The organism is Ignavibacteria bacterium (assembly GCA_016707005.1).
Taxonomy (GTDB): Bacteria; Bacteroidota; Ignavibacteria; order Kapaibacteriales; family Kapaibacteriaceae; genus UBA10438.
On record JADJIQ010000002.1, the window covers coordinates 580,365 to 598,781 of the forward strand.

At 53.9% G+C, this 18,417-nt stretch carries 16 protein-coding genes; 9 read left to right on the forward strand and 7 right to left on the reverse strand.

The genetic code is table 11. The annotated features are described in order from the left end of the window. Nucleotides 1–7: 7 nt before the first annotated feature. The gene (locus IPI29_05315; GenBank protein ID MBK7411954.1) at nucleotides 8–2,884 is read left to right on the forward strand and encodes a S8 family serine peptidase; all 2,877 of its coding nucleotides are present in this window, start codon (nucleotides 8–10) and stop codon (nucleotides 2,882–2,884) included. On the opposite strand, the gene rlmD is transcribed toward IPI29_05315, so the two are convergent. After that, nucleotides 2,881–4,293 carry a 23S rRNA (uracil(1939)-C(5))-methyltransferase RlmD gene (gene rlmD / locus IPI29_05320; protein MBK7411955.1) on the reverse strand — a complete coding sequence of 471 codons (1,413 nt, stop codon included), beginning with the start codon at nucleotides 4,291–4,293 and terminating at the stop codon, nucleotides 2,881–2,883. The two genes, IPI29_05315 and rlmD, sit on opposite strands and share 4 nt — an antisense overlap. Before the next feature lie 65 nt (nucleotides 4,294–4,358). Here rlmD and corA point away from each other — a divergent pair, with 65 nt between their 5' ends. The 3 genes from corA (at nucleotide 4,359) to IPI29_05335 (ending at nucleotide 8,459) form a co-directional block, all read left to right on the forward strand. Then, nucleotides 4,359–5,384 carry a magnesium/cobalt transporter CorA gene (gene corA, locus IPI29_05325; protein MBK7411956.1) on the forward strand — a complete coding sequence of 342 codons (1,026 nt, stop codon included), beginning with the start codon at nucleotides 4,359–4,361 and terminating at the stop codon, nucleotides 5,382–5,384. Next, a complete protein-coding gene (locus IPI29_05330; protein MBK7411957.1) occupies nucleotides 5,377–6,525 on the forward strand; it encodes an N-acetylmuramoyl-L-alanine amidase in 1,149 nt (382 codons plus the stop codon). Before corA ends, IPI29_05330 begins: the two co-directional genes overlap by 8 nt. Nucleotides 6,526–6,623: 98 nt before the next feature. Next, nucleotides 6,624–8,459: an ABC transporter ATP-binding protein gene (locus tag IPI29_05335; protein MBK7411958.1), complete on the forward strand. Its 1,836-nt coding sequence runs from the start codon at nucleotides 6,624–6,626 to the stop codon at nucleotides 8,457–8,459. 5 nt (nucleotides 8,460–8,464) lie between these two features. On the opposite strand, the gene IPI29_05340 is transcribed toward IPI29_05335, so the two are convergent. From IPI29_05340 to lysS, 3 genes are read right to left on the reverse strand one after another with little or no spacing between them, the layout of a single operon-like run. After that, the gene (locus IPI29_05340; protein MBK7411959.1) at nucleotides 8,465–9,916 is read right to left on the reverse strand and encodes a glycosyltransferase family 39 protein; all 1,452 of its coding nucleotides are present in this window, start codon (nucleotides 9,914–9,916) and stop codon (nucleotides 8,465–8,467) included. Beyond that, a complete protein-coding gene (locus tag IPI29_05345) occupies nucleotides 9,913–10,974 on the reverse strand; it encodes a site-2 protease family protein (GenBank protein ID MBK7411960.1) in 1,062 nt (353 codons plus the stop codon). The genes IPI29_05340 and IPI29_05345 overlap by 4 nt, the downstream gene beginning before the upstream one ends. A gap of 3 nt (nucleotides 10,975–10,977) precedes the next feature. Next, nucleotides 10,978–12,513 carry a lysine--tRNA ligase gene (gene lysS, locus IPI29_05350; GenBank protein ID MBK7411961.1) on the reverse strand — a complete coding sequence of 512 codons (1,536 nt, stop codon included), beginning with the start codon at nucleotides 12,511–12,513 and terminating at the stop codon, nucleotides 10,978–10,980. A gap of 110 nt (nucleotides 12,514–12,623) precedes the next feature. Here lysS and IPI29_05355 point away from each other — a divergent pair, with 110 nt between their 5' ends. Beyond that, entirely contained in the window at nucleotides 12,624–13,862 is a 1,239-nt protein-coding gene (locus IPI29_05355) for a TetR/AcrR family transcriptional regulator (GenBank protein ID MBK7411962.1), read from the forward strand. On the opposite strand, the gene rlmB is transcribed toward IPI29_05355, so the two are convergent. After that, nucleotides 13,786–14,526 (reverse strand): 23S rRNA (guanosine(2251)-2'-O)-methyltransferase RlmB, encoded by a 741-nt coding sequence (rlmB, locus tag IPI29_05360; GenBank protein ID MBK7411963.1) that lies wholly within the window; start codon nucleotides 14,524–14,526, stop codon nucleotides 13,786–13,788. The two genes, IPI29_05355 and rlmB, sit on opposite strands and share 77 nt — an antisense overlap. Before the next feature lie 42 nt (nucleotides 14,527–14,568). Next, the gene (gene kynU, locus IPI29_05365; protein ID MBK7411964.1) at nucleotides 14,569–15,867 is read right to left on the reverse strand and encodes a kynureninase; all 1,299 of its coding nucleotides are present in this window, start codon (nucleotides 15,865–15,867) and stop codon (nucleotides 14,569–14,571) included. Nucleotides 15,868–15,955: 88 nt separating this feature from the next. On the opposite strand from kynU, the gene IPI29_05370 reads away from it, so the two are divergent. Then, complete coding sequence (locus IPI29_05370; GenBank protein ID MBK7411965.1) at nucleotides 15,956–16,420, forward strand: hypothetical protein; 465 nt, start codon at nucleotides 15,956–15,958, stop codon at nucleotides 16,418–16,420. A 36-nt stretch (nucleotides 16,421–16,456) separates the two neighbouring features. Here IPI29_05370 and IPI29_05375 read toward each other — a convergent pair whose 3' ends face one another. After that, on the reverse strand, nucleotides 16,457–16,792 hold the full coding sequence (locus tag IPI29_05375; GenBank protein ID MBK7411966.1) for a hypothetical protein: 336 nt from the start codon (nucleotides 16,790–16,792) through the stop codon (nucleotides 16,457–16,459). A 65-nt stretch (nucleotides 16,793–16,857) separates the two neighbouring features. On the opposite strand from IPI29_05375, the gene IPI29_05380 reads away from it, so the two are divergent. The 3 genes from IPI29_05380 to mce are packed head-to-tail and all read left to right on the forward strand — an operon-like array spanning nucleotide 16,858 to nucleotide 18,416. Beyond that, entirely contained in the window at nucleotides 16,858–17,253 is a 396-nt protein-coding gene (locus IPI29_05380; GenBank protein ID MBK7411967.1) for an aspartate 1-decarboxylase, read from the forward strand. A gap of 3 nt (nucleotides 17,254–17,256) precedes the next feature. Continuing rightward, entirely contained in the window at nucleotides 17,257–18,018 is a 762-nt protein-coding gene (locus IPI29_05385; GenBank protein MBK7411968.1) for an NTP transferase domain-containing protein, read from the forward strand. After that, a complete protein-coding gene (mce, locus tag IPI29_05390; protein MBK7411969.1) occupies nucleotides 18,018–18,416 on the forward strand; it encodes a methylmalonyl-CoA epimerase in 399 nt (132 codons plus the stop codon). The genes IPI29_05385 and mce overlap by 1 nt, the downstream gene beginning before the upstream one ends. Nucleotide 18,417 lies beyond the last annotated feature (1 nt).

The following is an 18,417-nucleotide window of genomic DNA, read 5'->3' on the forward strand; positions in this document are numbered from 1 at the left end:
ACGTCCTATGCTCCGTTCCCTTACTCTCTCCCTTGCCTTCATCGCAGCATTCTGTTCAGTTGTCTCTGCGGCAGACGTAGAGCCACGGACCGTTGTCATCACCTGGCGATCGGGATCGCCGTCCTTCCTCGCATGGCAAGCGGCAGGCCGTAGAGGCCCGATCACGGACCTAACGCCGCTAGTTGGTGCACACTCCACCACACCCTATATCCTTGATGCAACACTGACCGCTGTTGATCGAGCACATGCGCTGCGGAATCACACCGTTATTCGTCAAACCCCCGACCGAACGATCTCTCGTATCATGGTGGTGAAGTACGAGGCTGATGTGGACCCTGCATACCTTGCCCGGAAACTCTCTTCACTTCCTGATGTACAAGTTGCAGAGCCCCTTTCTCGACATCATCTCCTCGAGATGCCAAACGATCCGGATGTGGGACTACAGTATCATCTACCGCTCATCAGGGCTATTGATGCGTGGGACGTACTTCCTCTCAACAAGACCATCGTTGTTGGCATCGTAGACACGGGGATCGACACAGCACATGTGGACCTCGGTGCCAATGTGTGGCGAAATAGTGGTGAAATGGGGCTTGATGCGAATCAACAAGACAAGCGGTTCAACAACCTCGATGATGATGGCAATGGGTTCGCCGATGATTGGTATGGCTGGGACTTCCTTGGTGCAGACGGAACACCGGACAACGAACCACTGCCAGGGAATCTCCACGGAACCCACGTTGGCGGCATCGTTGCTGCGGTCATCAACAACGCCATTGGTGTTGCCGGTGTTGGAAAGAACATCCGCGTGATGCCGGTGAAGATCGGGTATGACGATCAGTTTTCGAGTACAGTTGGACGATCCTCCGATGGCATACTCTATGCAGCATCGATGGGCGCTTCCATCATCAACTGTTCCTTCGGAAGCGGTTCGCCCTCCTTTGCCGATGTTACGGTGATCGAAGAAGCCACAACACTTGGTTCATTGATCGTTGCCGCTTCAGGTAACGACGGTGTGAACATGGCCTTCTACCCCGCGGCCTATCCACAGGTACTTTCGGTAACGGCAACTGACGAACTCGACCAGCTCACCTATTTCTCGAATCGTCATAGCTCGGTGGATGTCTGCGCACCGGGACTTACCATCTATTCAACTGTCCCGGGCGACCGATACGACTACCTCAACGGTACATCCATGGCTTCGCCTGTAGCCGCAGCCGTGGCTGCGATGGTTCGACTGCGATTCCCGGACTACTCACCGGATGAGACACGCGCTGTTGTGATGTCGACCTGTGACAACGTCGACACTCTCAATCGCATTTTTATGGGGCTTTATGGTATCGGTCGCGTCAATGCCCTGAAAGCTGTTTCCGAGTCTTCCCCGCGTTGGGTATCGGTGATTAGGTCCACGTTCACCGATGCGGATGAAGATGGCTTCTTCGAACCCAATGAACGCATTCGTCTCTCGCTGGATATTCGAAATGAGCTTGAACCGCTGTCACATTGTGTTGTGCATGTAACGCCGGCCCCCGCTGCCTTCCAACCCGAGATCGTTACGGACTCGATCGTTGTGGGCCCACTCGCACACGGACAGACAGTCACCCTTGCAGAAGATGTCCTCATTGATCTTCCATCAGACATCCCCTTCAATGGTGAGCTGCGCTTGATGGTGACGATCACCGATAGCTCACAATTCGTCAGCAGGCAGATGATCACCGCCGTGGTCAACCCAACCTATCGCACGATCGATGTGAACTACCTTGCCGCCACTGTCAATTCTATTGGGAACATCGGATACAATGATTACCCCTCGAACGTTCAAGGCGTAGGATTGTCCTACAAGGGCGGACCAAGCCTTCTTTTTGAAGGGGCTCTCATGGTTGGAGTGCAGCCGCGAGATCTGCCGAACGTAGCCCGTGGCGCACAGACCGACATCAAGGACACGTCTTTCCATCCGCTTCGGATCGCTGAGTTACGCACAGATAGTGTTCCGAATGGATCCCGTATCGTCACGGCGTTTTCTGACATCTATGACCCATGGTCTATTGGGCTGTCGATCACGCAAAACGTCTATGCGATGACAGCGGACTCGCTGAAACGGACGTTGCTCATCACACTTGATGTTACCAATCGCGTCGACACCGTGATCCGCGACCTCTTTGTCTCTCAGTTCTATGATTTCGACATCGGGCCTTCCGGCTCCAACAATGGATGTGCCTTTGATCGAAGCAAGGGCATCGGTCTGATCCAAAACACCACACGTCCGGATTTTCCATCCGTTGGAGTGGCGATGATCTCGCCCCTTCCGATGAACTTCTTTGCCCTAGACAACGATGGTGATGTTTCCTCACCTAGTATCTACGATCACTTCCTCCGTGCCGAAAAGTGGACGACGATGTCAGGGGGCATTCGGCGCGCAAACTCACGCATCACAGACGTCTCAACGATCATTGGTGCCGGACCGTTTTCACTTGCACCGGGAGAGAGCAAACAAGTGTGTTTCGTGATCGCCGTTGGTGAAGATTACACAATGCTCTCATCTGATATCGCGTCTGCCCGTGCTGCCGCAGAATTGATGGGACTCAATGCAGCACCGTACAAAGAGATCCCGATCGAGGACAGGATATCCTACATCGAAGGTTCTCCACTGCTCGGGCCCGGATCACACGACGTCAGTTTTGCCGTTGGACAGACCTCTCCTGTAACCATCGATGTGATCGATCTGTTTGGCAACCCTATCACCACCGTGGTAGACAACGAGCAGTTTCAAGCGGGAACATACACGCGCACGATGAACCTCCCGAACATCGCACAAGGCACCTACTTCCTGCGGATGACAACCTTCGCATCTTCGGTGATCGAGGGCTTTGGTGTGGTTCGTTAACGCTTTACCAAGACGCCTACGGCCTCTACGTGGAATGTCTGCGGGAACATATCCACAGGCGTGATCACCTCAACATCGTACATCTCATGCAGGATCGCACAATCACGTGCCATCGTTGCAGGGTTGCAGCTCACGTAGAGGATACGAGGTGCTCCAACGGCCATGAGGTGACGCACCACCTGTTCATGCATTCCGTTTCTCGGTGGATCGATGAGGATCACATCGGGTGTGGGAAAACCTCGCAGAACATCCAATGCTGACGGCACATGCAGGTCAACCGTGTGGAACTCAACATTTGTAATTCCATTGCGCTCGGCATTGGCTCGGGCATCTGCAATGGAACCGGCAGAAAGCTCGGCCCCAACAACATGCTTTGCACGCTGTGCCGCCGGCAATGTGAGCGTTCCTGTTCCGCAGTATAGGTCCCACACAACATCCGCAGACGTGATGCCTGCCCCCTGCATGGCTTCTTCTACAAGAGCCGGCAGGTGTTGTGTGTTCGTTTGGAAGAAGGAGAATGGAGACACGCGATAGGTGATGCCATGCGACACCTCGTCAAGATATCCGGGACCGAGAGTGCGTTTGATCTCACCAACGGCCACCGGCGACCATGAGTCGTTTACCGCGTGGATCATGGAGGAGCCTTCCGGCAAGCTTGGATACAATGACATCCATGCTTCGATGAAGTCTGCATGTGCCTGCTCGGTCGGCGTTGTTGTGATGAGTATTGTCATCACTGTACCCATTGCGGCACTGGAGCGGATCACCAGATGTCTGGCAAAACCATCATGGAATCGCTGGTGATATGCTCGTATGCCGTTGGTGTCTGCACAGGCATGAGTATGCGCGAGGATCGAATTAGCAACGGTGGACTGCAACAGACAATGCTCTACATCACGGACCTTATCAAATCGACCGGGCACGTGCAGACCAAGTGCAAACTGCGTATCGAACTCCTTCCCACTTTCGATCTCCTCTCGTGTGAGCCAGCTCGACGCACCAAAGGAGAACTCCATCTTGTTCCGATAGTGGAACGGTTCGGGAGAGGCCAAGGTTGACTTGATGGATCCTACGGGGACATGTGCCAGCCGCTCGAACGCGTCAACCACATGCTGACGCTTCCATTGTGCCTGTTGAGCATAGGCTAGATGCTGCCACTTACAGCCACCGCACGTACCGAAATGAGGGCACGGGGCTTCTACACGGTCAGGGGACGCCACCAAGACCTCTATCGTCTCAGCTTGGATGAACTTCTTCTTTTTCCCCGTCACACGAGCACGCACCCGCTCTCCGGGCAATGCTCCTGCAACGAAGTGCACAAGATTGTCGATCCGTCCGATGGAAATGCCCTCGAAACCGATCGCATCAACCGTGATCTCGATCTCTTGCACTGGAAGTTGTTTACGCATGCCCTGCCGATGGTAAGTTTGAAGGCGCAAAGTTAACTGAGTTCACCTTTCAATGGCCGTATCTGATGATCGACATCCATCTGTATCGCAACGATGCGACCACGGTGATATCGCCCGACCAGCTTCTGGCGCACTCGGAGTCGTTGCTCCAAGAAGACGAAATGATCTGGGTAGACCTCTCAAATCCCACTCCCGAAGAAGAACAGCTCGTTCTTCAAAGCTGGTTTCCGGTTCACGAACTCGTGATCTCAGACATTCGCCATGCTCTGAGCTCTGAAGATGATCAGGACTTTCACCATCCGAAGGTGGATGACCTAGGTACCTACCTATACGTCATCATGCATGCCCTGATCGCCCCCGATATCAACACAACTGATGCGGCGAACTATCTACGGCTGACAACCGAAGCACAACTGAACATCATCATCAGCGAACGTGTCCTGATCACACATCATGCAGGGAAAATCGATGGCATCAAGGTGCTGCAGTCGTCATGTGGGCGCAACACCCACATCATGAAACGTGGTCCAGACTATCTGCTTCACCTTCTGCTCGACGATCTTGTGGACGATTATATGCCGCTGGTCTCCGTGTTTGAGGATCGTGTACAAGAGCTGGAGCATCTCGTCTTCAAGTCGCCGGGCAACCTTACCTTGATGCGCATTCTCGAGACAAAGCGGCTGCTCCAAAAAGTTCGCAGGGACGTGGTCTATCAACGCGAGATCGTCAACAGACTTGCTCGTGGCGAGTTTGCCCTGATCTCACCGGCCGAATCCGTCTATTACCGGAACGTCTATGACCACCTTGTTCGCATCGCAGACCAGGTCGACACGAGTCGGGAACTCGCGATGTCGATCATGGAGGCCTACTTCTCTGTGAGCTCAGCACGACTCAATCAAGTGATGAAGGTATTGACGGTCATCAGTACGATCTTTCTTCCGATCACGTTCATCACAAGCCTCTATGGCATGAACTTCGAGTTCATGCCGGAGCTCCATACAGCATGGGGCTACCCTGCAGTGATCGCACTCATCATTACGATCGCCACAACGATGTACGTCATCTTTCGCAAGAGAGGTTGGATTGATTAGTCTGACCTTGCGTTGGGTGGTTGCCCTTGCAGTTTGTTGCGCGTCTCCGTTCCCTTCTTCGAACGCTGCGCAGAAGGAGGCCACTGTGATCACGATGATCCGCGCTTCCGTTGGACCCGACAGCTCGAACGTGCGCATTCGTGCAGCCCGCACGATCACATCGTTTCAGAGACCGGAGCGTACGTCAGATGGCTTTATTCTGCGGCTGCCGGCAACGACCATGGAGCCAGGCGCGGTGGACAGTAGCGCGTCCGCTACTCCTTTGAAGTGCACGGCAGAACGTATTCGCGACATTCTTGTCCTGCGTTTTCGATGCGCACCTACGGACACCATGACCATTCGCCGCGATGGTCAACGCGATCTTGTTTGCACCATACGCCCCCTTTCAGACGTGAAAGAGGATACTCAGACTCCGAATAATGGTCAAGGCAAGTGGTCACTGGATGTGATCGTCATCGATGCCGGCCATGGAGGCCAGGATGCTGGCGCAGAGGGTGTGAATGGCGTCTACGAGAAGACCGTGACACTTGCTATCGCACGCAAACTCCGCGATCGGCTTCGAGAGATCCTTCCGAAGACAAAGGTGGTCATGACCCGCGATTCCGATGTGTTCATCGAACTGTACAAACGCACCCAAATCGCTAATGAGTCAGGGGGCAAGTTGTTTGTGAGCATTCACTGCAACAGCATGCCAACGAAACCACACCCAGCCCATGGCTGCGAGACGTACATCCTGCGTCCGGGCAGGAACAACGACGCTGCTCGAGTTGCTTCGCTCGAAAATGCGTCCGTGAAGTTCGAACGGTCCACACAGCGCTATTCCGGCATGACTGAGGATCAGATCATCATCGCAACGATGGCTCAACGCAGCTTTGTTCGTCTAAGCGAGTCCTTTGCCTCTGCGATACAAAAGGAAGTAAAGAAAGAAACACCGTTGGCCGATCGCGGGATGAGTCAAGCTGGTTTCTTCGTCCTGGTAGGAGCCTCTATGCCTAACGTCCTGGTTGAAACAGGCTTTCTTTCAAACACCACCGATGCCGAATATCTAGCCTCATCCAAAGGTCAATCTGCACTTGCTCAATCCCTCGCAAACGCGATTCGAACCTATTCTGCGTCTTATGAGCGTTCGTTACACCACTAGTACCACAGTTACAGAGTTACGCATTTACAGAGTTACTCCAATACCCGTAACGATGTACCTATGTAACTTGGTAACTGAGTAACTGAGTAACTTGATTTATGCCTGAACCAAGCGACTATACTGCGCGCAGCCTTGCCACGAAGATCTTTCCCTTCGTTCGACCGTTCTGGAAGCTAATCCTCTTCTCTACGTTGGCCAACCTGCTGTTCTCAGCAGCCAATGCCCTTGTGCTAGCAATCGTGGAACCGGTGTTCCGCACGTTGTTCGGCGGCACGTCTCCGGTTGCCTCTGCGACTCCGGCAGTGGCTTCGGGTCTGAAGGCCAAGTTCGATGAAGTGGTCTCATCGATCCTTGTTGCGCCGGACTATTACGATTCGATCCAAAACATCAGCCTCGTGATCTTTGGACTCTTCGTTGTTCGGGGACTTACGAAGTACATCGGCAACATCGTTTCCACCCGACTCGAAGAAGGCATCATGAAGCGTATCAGAGATACGCTATTCGTGCACATCACCTCGCAGTCCATGGACTTCTTCTCACGTCGCAAGACCGGCGATGTGATCTCCCTCCTTACGAATGATGTTGGCGTTCTCAATCACGCCACGGTGAACTCTGTCACCACCCTCTGGCGCGAGGCAACGACACTCGTCATCTACCTTGTGCTCCTGTTGATGATCAGCGCGAAACTCATGCTGATCTCCGTTGGCATAGCTCTAGCCGGACTTCTCCTCATTCGATCATTCACCAAAATGCTTCGCACGTACGGCTCCAGAATGCAGGCCGCACAGGCAGACTACACCTCAACTCTTCAAGAAACTGTGCTTGGCATTCGTGTTGTGAAGGGCATGGGCGTAGAGCCTCATGTAATCAAACGCTTTTCAGATCAAACAGCCGGTTATGTTCAACGGGCACTTCGGAACACGCGCGTTATGGGTCTCATCCCGGTGGTGAACGACACCTTCGGCATTCTCGCACTCGTAAGTGTATTCTACGTTGGAGGCATGGAACGAGCGAGCGGAGCCATCACTCCCTCAAATCTGGTCACCTTCCTATTCTTGCTCTTTGGTCTGATGCAGCCGATCAGCGTGATCGTCAATACCATTGCACAGATGCAACGAGGGATCGCCGCCGGTGCCAATGTAGCCTCCGTGCTCGACGAAGAACCACTTATCACGTCAGGTTCGGTGGATGCTTCGCCCCTTACCCCGGAGATCCATGTACGCAATGTGAACTTCACGTATGGGGCTCACCAGGTCCTAAAGGATGTCTCCTTTACGATCAATAAGGGGGAGACGGTTGCGTTGGTGGGTTCGTCTGGAAGCGGAAAGTCGACAATGCTGGATCTGCTCCTGCGATTCTACGACCCACAAACCGGATCGATCGAACTCAACACAACGGATATCCGCAAGCTTGATCTGAAAACGTATCGACATATGTTCGGAGTGGTCTCCCAAGAGACAATTCTTTTCAATGATTCGGTGCGAAACAACATCAGTCTTGGCGATGCGGACGCGGATGATGCACGGGTTCGCCAGTCTGCATCGATCGCCCATGCACACGAATTCATCTCCGCTATGCCGGAAGGATATGAGACCATCATCGGAGACCGCGGTATGAGACTCTCCGGCGGTCAGCGTCAGCGCGTGGCCATTGCCCGTGCGTTGTATCGCGAGCCGCAGATCCTTCTCTTCGATGAGGCCACCTCCGCGCTGGATACAGAGTCAGAGCGCCTCGTTCAGGATGCCATCGATGATGTGCTCAAGGATCGGACAGCAGTGATCGTTGCTCACCGCCTGTCTACCATCGTTAATGCAGACCGAATCGTGGTGTTCGATGACGGACGTATCGCAGAAGAAGGATCACATTCTGAGTTGCTCGCAAAAGGCGGCGTGTATGCTCGTTTGCATGCTCTTCAATTCGCGTCTAGCACCTAACGCGGTCAGCGGTTTCGATACAGTGTGTAGTGCGGTGTTTCCACGTGCGCGGAATATTGACTGATGAGCAAACGACGAACGATCTTTTGCTCATCCTCATTGATATCCGGATGATAGTACACGATCCATGATGCCCCGCGGACAGAGCTCACAGTAGATTCATCAACAGTGTTCGGTGGCATTGCCGTTGGCACGTACCTATAGCCTGACTTCCACCCCGTCATCCAACCATTCGTATACCAAGCGAGCTGTCCATTGAACGCGTCGGCAGCCGTTCGAGCATGGTAGAGGTACGTGAAGGAGTGCACGGCCAACGTGTCCTCGTGCAGGGCAGATGCCACGGCACGCCCCCCGCTGATGGCCGAAGGGCTCCCCTTCATCACTACGAATGCTGCGCACACTGCCGTAAGTGCCACAGATCCATAGATCACCGGCTTGTAGAGTCGAACGGCCATTGTGGCCCGTCGTTTCTGCGAACGCATAACGATCAGACCGACCAGCCCTACTCCGCAGATAGCAGCAGCAACGAGCACCATCAGCATTTGCGTCTGCTCTAGATGGAGCACACTCGTGATCACAAACCACAGTGAGGAAAGTGTCACAACGCAATAGAGCGCAATGACAAGCCCCATACGTCGAGACTCTCTGAACTGTTCAACGGCGCGCAAACCAAGGATCGCCGCCGGCGCTATTACGTAGGATATTGTGAGTGCCGAACGTATCGACGAAACGGCAAGAAGCAAGCACCCAACTACGAGCCACACGCTTAACACCAACACATCCGGTTGTGCACGTGTCGGAAGGAGCTCACGCCTGAACACAAGCACCACACACCATAAGATCGCTGCTGCAAGAAATGGGCTTGCTTCTAGAAGCAGCAGAACTACATCAAGAGGCCCCGTTGCTGTAACTGAGAGGTCACTGCTGAGCAGGGCTTGAAAAGGCATGGACAATGCAACACCCGACAATCCGACAACGAGCAACCCACCAACTCCGATCGTTGTTAGCATCGGATTCTTGTCGCGGATCTTCAGTGTTGCCCACAGAGCTAGCAGGAGACATGCTACGAACGGAATCACATCGTTGGCCTGACGTCCGTAGGTGATGAACGGCAAACTCGAACCAACCACGCCCATCGCCAACACCGAGCTTTGGAAGTTCAGCGATCTGCGGGCAACCAGGTAGGTCATCACTGCTGCAACAAGGACGGAGAAGATGGCGAACCATCGTACGGCAAGGGGCGTAGCACCAACTGCACGGATCCCGAGTGCCGTTGCCCACGTGGTCAAGGGTGCAGAGAGGCCAATGCCCCATTGATCGAAGAGTACAACACCTTCACCACGCACTGCAATGATCCCTTCCGGCGTTGGCTGGATCTCTACGGACGTGAGCCTCATTACATAGAGGCCAAGGATAACGAGAACCGTAGCGATAACGGTGTGCTGGCGTGAGGTCATGGAACGATGTAGATGGCTCGCGGCGAAAAACTCAAAATGAGGATAGCGATTGCCACCCATCCTACGATGCGTCGCCCCTTCGACAGTGGTTCCGACTCCTGAAGCGGGGGATGATCGATCTTGATGATGAACCGTACGAGCAGCATCCAGAAGATCCACAATTCGCCCATTTGGAAGAGCCATGGCGCAGCAGAGATCATCCGGCCCAGAGTTGGGTCGATGGAGGTCTGCATCCACATGATCCATGTCTCAGCATATGACTCAGCAAGCAGGAGATGAACAATGTTGAGCATGGCAAGAATGGCAAAGGCAAAGAGCACCCACCAGAGCGTGCGCGCCACTGTGCGTTGCCTATCACCAAGGAGCGCGTAGAGTACGTGTCCCCCATCGAGTTGTCCAAAGGGCAACATGTTCAGCGCGGTAACGAACAGGCCAAACCACCCAACGCAGAGGAATGGATAGTGGTACATCTCGTTCATCGGCGGCAGCGTTACGGAACCAGAGAAGGCCTCTCTGAGCATTGCGAAAAGCATTGTATCACCAAAGGTCATTCCTGATTCAGGAATACGTTCGATGGTGGCATAGTTCGGGTGCATTTCATACAGGAACTCCGGTCCGGGCAGCGTGACGATACCGATCAGGAGGATCGTCAGGCAGACTACGAATCCGGCTAGTGGGCCGGACACGCCGATATCGAAGAGGACGTTCTTGGATCTGATCGGTGTCTTCGTTCGGATCACCGCTCCGAACGTACCAAAGAGCATGATCGTAGATGGCACCGGAATAAAGTATGGCAACGTAGCATCAACACCGTGAGCGCGGGCAGCGAAATAGTGACCGAACTCATGCGCTCCAAGGAACGTCATCACCAACGTTGCATACGTTAGACCGAACGCCCAATTCTCAATGACGAAGGGGTCCTTCATCATCCACTGGGCGCCCGCCATCATACACGTGACGAATGTTGCAACGAAGAGCAACGTGTGGATGATGATCTGTCGGAGTCCTATGCGAGATCCCAACGGCGCAGGTTCGCCATCAATGCGTGTGTAGCCCAAGGATCACTCTCCGGAAGCGGAATCGGCCGCAACGATTTTCTCCGGCCGCATCTGCGGGAAGAAGAGTACGTCGCGAATGGAATCGTTGTCCGTGAGCAGCATCACCAAACGGTCGACTCCCACGCCCAAACCCGCCGTTGGTGGAAGACCTACCTCGATCGAGTGCAGGAAGTCTTCGTCAACCACCATGGCCTCATCATCTCCATCAGCACGGATCTGGGCCTGCTCTTCAAGCCGCGCACGTTGATCAAGCGGATCATTGAGCTCTGAGAAGGCATTTGCTACTTCCTTACCCATGACGAATAGTTCGAAGCGTTCAACAAGCCCCTTCTCTGTTCTATGGGCTTTTGCAAGAGGGCTCATCTCTACTGGGTAGTCCATAACGAACGTAGGTTGGATGAGATGGGGCTGAACTAGGACGCTGAAGATCTCATCGAGGATCTTCATGGCACTTGCAGCAGGGTCCACATCAACCTTGAGGCTGCGGGCTGCTGCCAGCAGCTCATTGCGGCTGAGTCCGCGAAGATCCATACCGGTATGCTGGTCGAAGAGATCGAACATGCGTGCGCGAGCGAATGGAGCAGCGAACGACAGAGTAGTTCCCTGATACACCACCGTCTCGGAACCGCAGGTTTCCGTCACGATCGTATTGATCATTTGTTCGGTCATCTCCATCATCCACACATAATCCTTATAGGCCACATAGATCTCCATGGCCGTGTATTCTGGATTGTGCGTCCTGTCCATGCCTTCGTTGCGGAAGTTCTTGGAGATCTCATACACACCTTCAAAGCCCCCTACGATGAGTCTCTTGAGATAGAGCTCATCAGCGATCCGGAGATAGAGTTCAACGTCCAATGCGTTGTGATGGGTGACGAACGGACGTGCTGTTGCTCCGCCGTAGATAGGCTGCAGGATAGGTGTCTCTACTTCGAGCCATCCACGCTCATCAAAGAAGCGACGCATGGTGGAGATGATGCGGGCACGCTTAACAAAGGTGTCCTTGATCTGCGGATTGGCAATGAGATCGAGATACCGTCTGCGATACCGTTGCTCCTTGTCGGCAATAGCATCATAACGCGTAACAGTGCCGTCCTCAGCTACTTCTTCCTTCCCTACCGGAATGGGTGTAACACTCTTTGTCAGGAGTGTGAGGGTACGAGCATGAACGCTGATCTCTCCCATGCGTGTGCGGAAGACATAGCCCTCAACACCGATGATGTCTCCGATATCAAAGAGACGAAGATGATCATACACGTCACCGAGGTCGTCCTTCTTGAGGTAGATCTGAATCCGTCCCGTTACATCTTGGATATGGCAGAACGTTGCCTTGCCCATCTTTCGCATCGCCATGATACGTCCTGCCACAGAGATGGCGGACATCTCATCCGGACGCTCGTCTGAGAATGCAGAAAGGATCTGCTGGGCGTGATGCGTGCGGTCAAACGAAGCCGGGAATGGCTCCACACCCATGGCACGGAGTTCATGGAGTTCTTCGATCCGACGGAGTTCTTGATCGTTGCGATGGACAGTAGACATGACTGACGTTTCCTTGCGTATAAGCTAATGCGAACGGCAAAGATAGCCTCTGCACCACCGAGAGTAGAAGGCGATGCGGAGTTCCAGCAACTTTTTCCTATTCTGCTACGATGCCAAAGAAAGAACGAACCATACGATCCGACGATGAGCTCAGGGCGCTGGCGATAGAAGTGGCCCTCGACACGTTCTTTACCGACGGGTATTCACAGACCAGGTCGAGTCTTATCGCAAAGGGGCTTGGGATCTCAAAAAAGACGCTCTATCGACTCTTTCCTTCGAAGGAAGATCTTCTACGGGCAGTGACGTATCACGTTATGCAGACCATCGAAGAGATCACGGACAGGATCTATGCCGATCATGATCGTTCCATTGCTGAGCGCATAGCATCACTTGTTGCACAGATCTCACCACATTATGCCCGGATCAGATCAGCAAGGATCCTCAAAGACCTGCAGCGGAGCGCTCCAACGGTGTGGGCTGAACTTGATACATGGAGACAGTTTCGATACACACGCTTCCGAACGATCATTGAAGACGGCCTTTCGCAGGGTTCTATACGACAGGATCTGGCGATCGACGACATCCTCGCCGTCTACTCCGTCCTTGTAAACAAGTGCATGGACCACGCCACACTTCGTGATACGGACGTTACCCCGCTGGAACTCTACCAAGGCTCGATGGATGTCTTCTTCCGCGGGATCTTTGTCTCGAGCATTCATCCCACGGCCGAACTCGGCACGCCCGTTGTGATCGATCAACGTGAGGGATTGCTCCATCATGCTGAGCAGCTCTTCTTTCAACACGGGTTTTCGAAGACAACCACCGATGCGATCGCAAAGGCAAGTGGCATTTCGAAGCGCACGCTCTACGAGCGGTTCCCCAAGAAGTCGGATCTTGCCATGACGATCCTCTTGAGAGCCGCCCAAGATGTTCGGAGGCTCATTGCAGCGCTCCGATACTCTGATCGCGAATCGTACACCCGCGAATTGAACACGTTGATCATGGGGTGCACCTCAGCCCTTGGACGTGTGTCCACACAATTCCTCAATGACCTAGCGGCCAACGCACCAACCGGGTTCAAACGGATCGTTCGGTGGCGCCGACGATTTCTCTCTCGAGAGCTACGCAGAGCACTTGAAGAAGGCCAAAAACTCGGTGTCGTCAGACATGACCTTCATGTTCCGAGCACAGTGCTGATCCTCTCGATCATGATCGAGAACCTGTTGTTGCCAGATGCGCGGGCGAATGCCTTGAACGTTATTCCGCCAACGATCAGCGTTGTCTGTTCGGTGATACTCTTCGGGATCTCGCCTCGAACAACACGATCCCGGCAGCGACTGACGCATTGAGAGACGCTACGTGACCCATCATTGGGATCTCTACGAGCACATCGCACACTGCCTGAACGCTCGGATGCAGACCCTCGCCCTCATTGCCGATCACGATGATCAGCGGTCCGCTATAGATATCGTCGGTATACACAGACGTTGCCGGTACAGCCGTTCCAATGATACGCCACCCCTCTGCCTTGCACTGTTTGAGCATCTCTGATACACGAGGCACCTTTGCCACAGGCAGGTGTTCAAGTGCTCCTGCCGATGCCTTTACGGCAACAGGCGTTACGGGTGCACTGTACTTGATCGGAAGGATCATACCATATGCGCCGGCACCTTCAGCGCTTCTGGCGATGGCACCAAGATTGTGCGGATCCGTGATCCCGTCAAGCACAATGATGATCGGGTCTGGGCTTGAGTCCAAAGCCCCCTTTAATAGCGTTTCGAGTGTGACCGGGGCTTTCACAGGTCGGATCGCGATCACGCCCTGAGCATCATTGGGAGCAAGGCCGAGTTGTTTCTCAAGTGCCTGAAACTTCCTGCGGTCCATGATGGCGCATTGGATGTTGGCCTTAGATGCTTGTGACCTGATCTGAGCGATCGGGCCGGCGTCTTCGTTGCCAAAGGCCAGAAAGATCTTCTCAATGGCTGTATCAGCCTCAATAGCTTCGATGAGCACGACGTCCTACGATGTAGCGTTCTGCATCGATCTCAGATTGATTCACTGCTTTCCTTCAAAAATCTGGGCGAATGCCTCGCCAAAGGCCGCTACATCAGCGAAGGACGAATACAACGGAGCGGGGGCCAAGCGAATCACGCTTGGGGTGCGCCAGTCTACGATCACACCGGCGGCGATGAGTGCATCAAAGACCTCACGACCGGAACGGTCGAAATGAATACTGAGCTGAGCGCCACGATTCTGTGGCGTAGAAGGCGTGATAATGCGGATCCAGTCCCGAGCCCCGATCACGTCGTTGATCACACGCTCTGCAAAGGCTGTCAAACGATCCCGCTTGGCTGAGATCCTGTCGAATCCTGCTTCAACAAACGTCTCGAGTGAGGCGCGAAGAGCCGCCATCTGAAGAACCTGGGCATTGGAGAGCTGCCATCCATCGGCGCCAAAGGTTGGCACGAATTGATGCTCCATCGTGAACCTGGTGGCTTCGTCGTTACCCCACCAGCCTGCAAGACGCGGTAGGTCTGGCTGGTTGGCAAATCGTTCGTGGACAAAGAGTCCGCCAACTGCGCCCGGACCTGCATTGAGATATTTGTACGAGCACCAGACTGCAAAGTCCGCATCCCAGTCATGCAAGGAGAGCTCAACATTGCCTACCGCATGGGCAAGATCGAACCCAACCATGGCCCCGACCGAATGTGCCGCTGCGGCGATTTCCTTCATTTCGAAACGTTGACCGGTAAAGAAGTGGACACCGCTGAAAAGGACAAGAGCCGTTGAAGACCCGTGTTCGTTGATGGCTCCGATGATCTGCTCAGTTGTGAGGGTATCCATGCCGGGTGCCGGCTGGACCTCAACCATGGCCTCCTCCGGTGTGAAACCATGCAGTCGGACCTGACTCTCTACGGCGTAGCGGTCCGATGGGAACTCATGTCCGGCCATGATGATTCGGTTCCGCGTCTCCGTTGGACGATAGAACGACGTCATCATCAGATGGAGGTTCGCCGTGAGAGTGTTCGCTGCAACTACCTCGTGGACCTTAGCACCAACAAGCTGTGCAAGGGGCTCAGCAAACCACCGATGATACGAGAACCACGGTCTGCGGGACTTGAAATGTCCCTCCACCCCGAGATCTTGCCAATCGTCTAGCTCCTCGTTCACATACTGCCGGGCTTTTGCAGGCTGCAGCCCAAGAGAGTTGCCGCAGAAGTATCGTACGTTGCTCCCCTGGTGTTGAGGGAAGAGAAATCGCGACCGAAAATGCGCCAGGTCATCCATCGAATCGAGTCGTTCTGCTTCTTTTTTCCATGAATCAATGGTTTCTATGGTAACGTTCATGCTCATCTCGTGTCGTTGCTGCCAGTGAAGTTGGTGAGCGTCTCTTCCGCTCAGAATGCTAATTTGCGTTTTCTTTTTCCAATTGGAGGACTACATGCATCGAACACACGTCTGGATCATCGCCATTCTGACGGTTGGTTCCCTCGTGTTGTCGAGCTGTAATGCCTTCAACTACATCGACCGTAAGCGTACAATGTCGATGGCCTGCAACACGCCTCAGCCGCTCTGGGTGAAGAACACCGCAGACGTGTTCGACCAAAACGGCTACACAGTCATTGAAAAGAACGAGGAAGAGGGCGTGATTGTGGCCCAAGACTCCATAGACCAGGTTGAATACCGGTACACCATGCTTGTACGCACTTGGCGTGTCCAACACATCAATGATTCGGTCTTTGTGGATGTGTATTCAGTCTCCACCCGCATGGACGGCAGCGATGTAACTATGACCTGGGACAAACGCTGGTCCGGCGAACAAGTAAAGTCATGGATGCGCCCCATCCTGACCAGCATTGAGACCGTTTGCGGACTGGGAAGTCCGGTGTTGCCGAGCGGGCGTTAACCTGCTAATGTGCTAATGTGCTAGTGTGCTAATGTGCTAGAGGGAGAGGTCGATGGTGTCTGGGACGTCGATCTCCATCATAAGCATGGCAGAAGCCACTGTTTTGCCTTGGGCGTCGAGCTTGAGGGAAACTGTGCCGCCCCCTCCCAAGATGTTGTTGAGCACGAAATTGACAGCCCAGAGGTTGGGCATTTCGTAGCGCTCAACGGAGCCTAGGCAGACCCCTTTGAAGTACTCCTTGACGCGCTCTGTGGTCAAAACGTCGCGGATTATAGGATACCATTCCTCTTTGTAGGCAATAACACCGCAGTTTGCAGCGTCACCTTTGTCGCCGCTGCGGGCGTGCGCGATCTGGGCTAGAGTGATCTTCATCCCGCAAAATACGGTAACTTTGTTGTCCACAAGGACAATCGGCACCGCCACTGCCAGGAGACAGTATGAATCGCGTCATGTTCAAGTCAAAGATCCACAGAGCCCGTATCACACAGGCCGACCTTTATTATGAAGGCAGCCTGACGATCGACGAAGAGCTCATGGAAGCGGCAGACCTTATCGCCTACGAAAAAGTGTCGGTGGTGAATATCAACAACGGCGAACGGTTTGAGACCTATGTCATCCCGGGCACGCGCGGAAGTCGCGACATCTGTCTTAACGGCGCCGCCGCTCGTAAGGGGCATGTGGACGATGAGATCATCATCATCAGCTATACTACCATGCCGGACGATGAAGCTCGAACCTATCAGCCTACCGTTGTGCTTGTAGACAAGAACAACGACCCGGTGTCTACCTCGTCCAGCGTTGAAGCCTACACCCACCTGCCACGGCACAATTAAGGCATGACCGGACATCGTGAACTCGCGGTTGCCATTCTCGCAGCCGGACAAGGCAAACGCATGGGCAACCCGGATCTGGCGAAGGTCTTGGCCCCATTGTTCGGCAAGCCCCTTCTTGGATATGTCCTCGAACAAGCGTCAGAACTGCACCCAACCCATGTTGTGGTCATCATTGGCCATCAACGTGATGCCGTTCGCAGTTTTGTTGCCTCAGCTGCGCCTCACGCCACGTGTGTTGTTCAGGACCAACAACTGGGCACCGGCCACGCCGTGCAACAAACAGCACCAGTCCTCGAGAATACAGACACTGATGTGATCATCCTCAGCGGTGATGTGCCCCTTCTCACAAGTTCAACTCTACAAGAACTGGTTACCCGTCATCGGAGCATGCGAGCTGTAGCAACGGTGCTTACTGCCATTGTTCCGGATCCGACGGGATACGGACGTATCATTCGAGACAATAACGGCAGCTTACAAGCTATCGTTGAGCATAAGGATGCAACGCCGGAGCAACTAGCCGTCAACGAGATAAACTCAGGCGTCTATGTGGTGCATTCTACCGAGCTCTTCCGTGCGTTGACCAACGTAACGAACTCCAACGCCCAAGGTGAGTTCTACCTCACAGATATCATCAGCATCCTTCAGCGCGAGAAACTTGTTGTTGAAGCCTGGTGTGCCCCTTCCTGGGAAGAGATTCACGGCATCAATACAGTAGCCGATCTTGAGCGAGCCGCCCAGCTCCTTGGGGAGAGGAGTATTGCATGATCAGCGCAGTAGATCATATCGGAATTGCCGTCAAAGACCTCGAAGCAAGTATGGGGCTCTACAGAACCATATTTGGGGTGACGGAGTTTCATCGCGAGCAGGTTGTGGATCAGGGTGTAGATATCGCATCGTTTTCTCTGAATGGTGTCCGCATCGAACTCACCGCGCCACTCAATGATGAATCACCTATCGCTGGCTTCATTGCAAAACGCGGCGAAGGGATCCATCATATTGCCTTCCGCACAGACGCTATCAATGATGACCTGCAGCGGCTTGCAGCCAATGATGTACGGTTGATCAACACTGCGCCACAACTCGGCGCACACGATATGCTCATAGCCTTTCTACACCCGAAGTCCACAGGCGGTGTGCTCATGGAACTATGTTCGGAGAAATAAA

Coding starts and splice junctions, on each gene's coding strand:
- IPI29_05315 (MBK7411954.1), top strand. CDS start 8: ATGCTCCGTTCCCTTACTCTCTCCCTTGCCTTCATCGCAGCATTCTGT.
- rlmD (MBK7411955.1), bottom strand. CDS start 4,293: ATGCGTAAACAACTTCCAGTGCAAGAGATCGAGATCACGGTTGATGCG.
- corA (MBK7411956.1), top strand. CDS start 4,359: ATGATCGACATCCATCTGTATCGCAACGATGCGACCACGGTGATATCG.
- IPI29_05335 (MBK7411958.1), top strand. CDS start 6,624: ATGCCTGAACCAAGCGACTATACTGCGCGCAGCCTTGCCACGAAGATC.
- IPI29_05340 (MBK7411959.1), bottom strand. CDS start 9,916: ATGACCTCACGCCAGCACACCGTTATCGCTACGGTTCTCGTTATCCTT.
- lysS (MBK7411961.1), bottom strand. CDS start 12,513: ATGTCTACTGTCCATCGCAACGATCAAGAACTCCGTCGGATCGAAGAA.
- IPI29_05355 (MBK7411962.1), top strand. CDS start 12,624: ATGCCAAAGAAAGAACGAACCATACGATCCGACGATGAGCTCAGGGCG.
- kynU (MBK7411964.1), bottom strand. CDS start 15,867: ATGAGCATGAACGTTACCATAGAAACCATTGATTCATGGAAAAAAGAA.
- IPI29_05370 (MBK7411965.1), top strand. CDS start 15,956: ATGCATCGAACACACGTCTGGATCATCGCCATTCTGACGGTTGGTTCC.
- IPI29_05375 (MBK7411966.1), bottom strand. CDS start 16,792: ATGAAGATCACTCTAGCCCAGATCGCGCACGCCCGCAGCGGCGACAAA.
- IPI29_05380 (MBK7411967.1), top strand. CDS start 16,858: ATGAATCGCGTCATGTTCAAGTCAAAGATCCACAGAGCCCGTATCACA.
- IPI29_05385 (MBK7411968.1), top strand. CDS start 17,257: ATGACCGGACATCGTGAACTCGCGGTTGCCATTCTCGCAGCCGGACAA.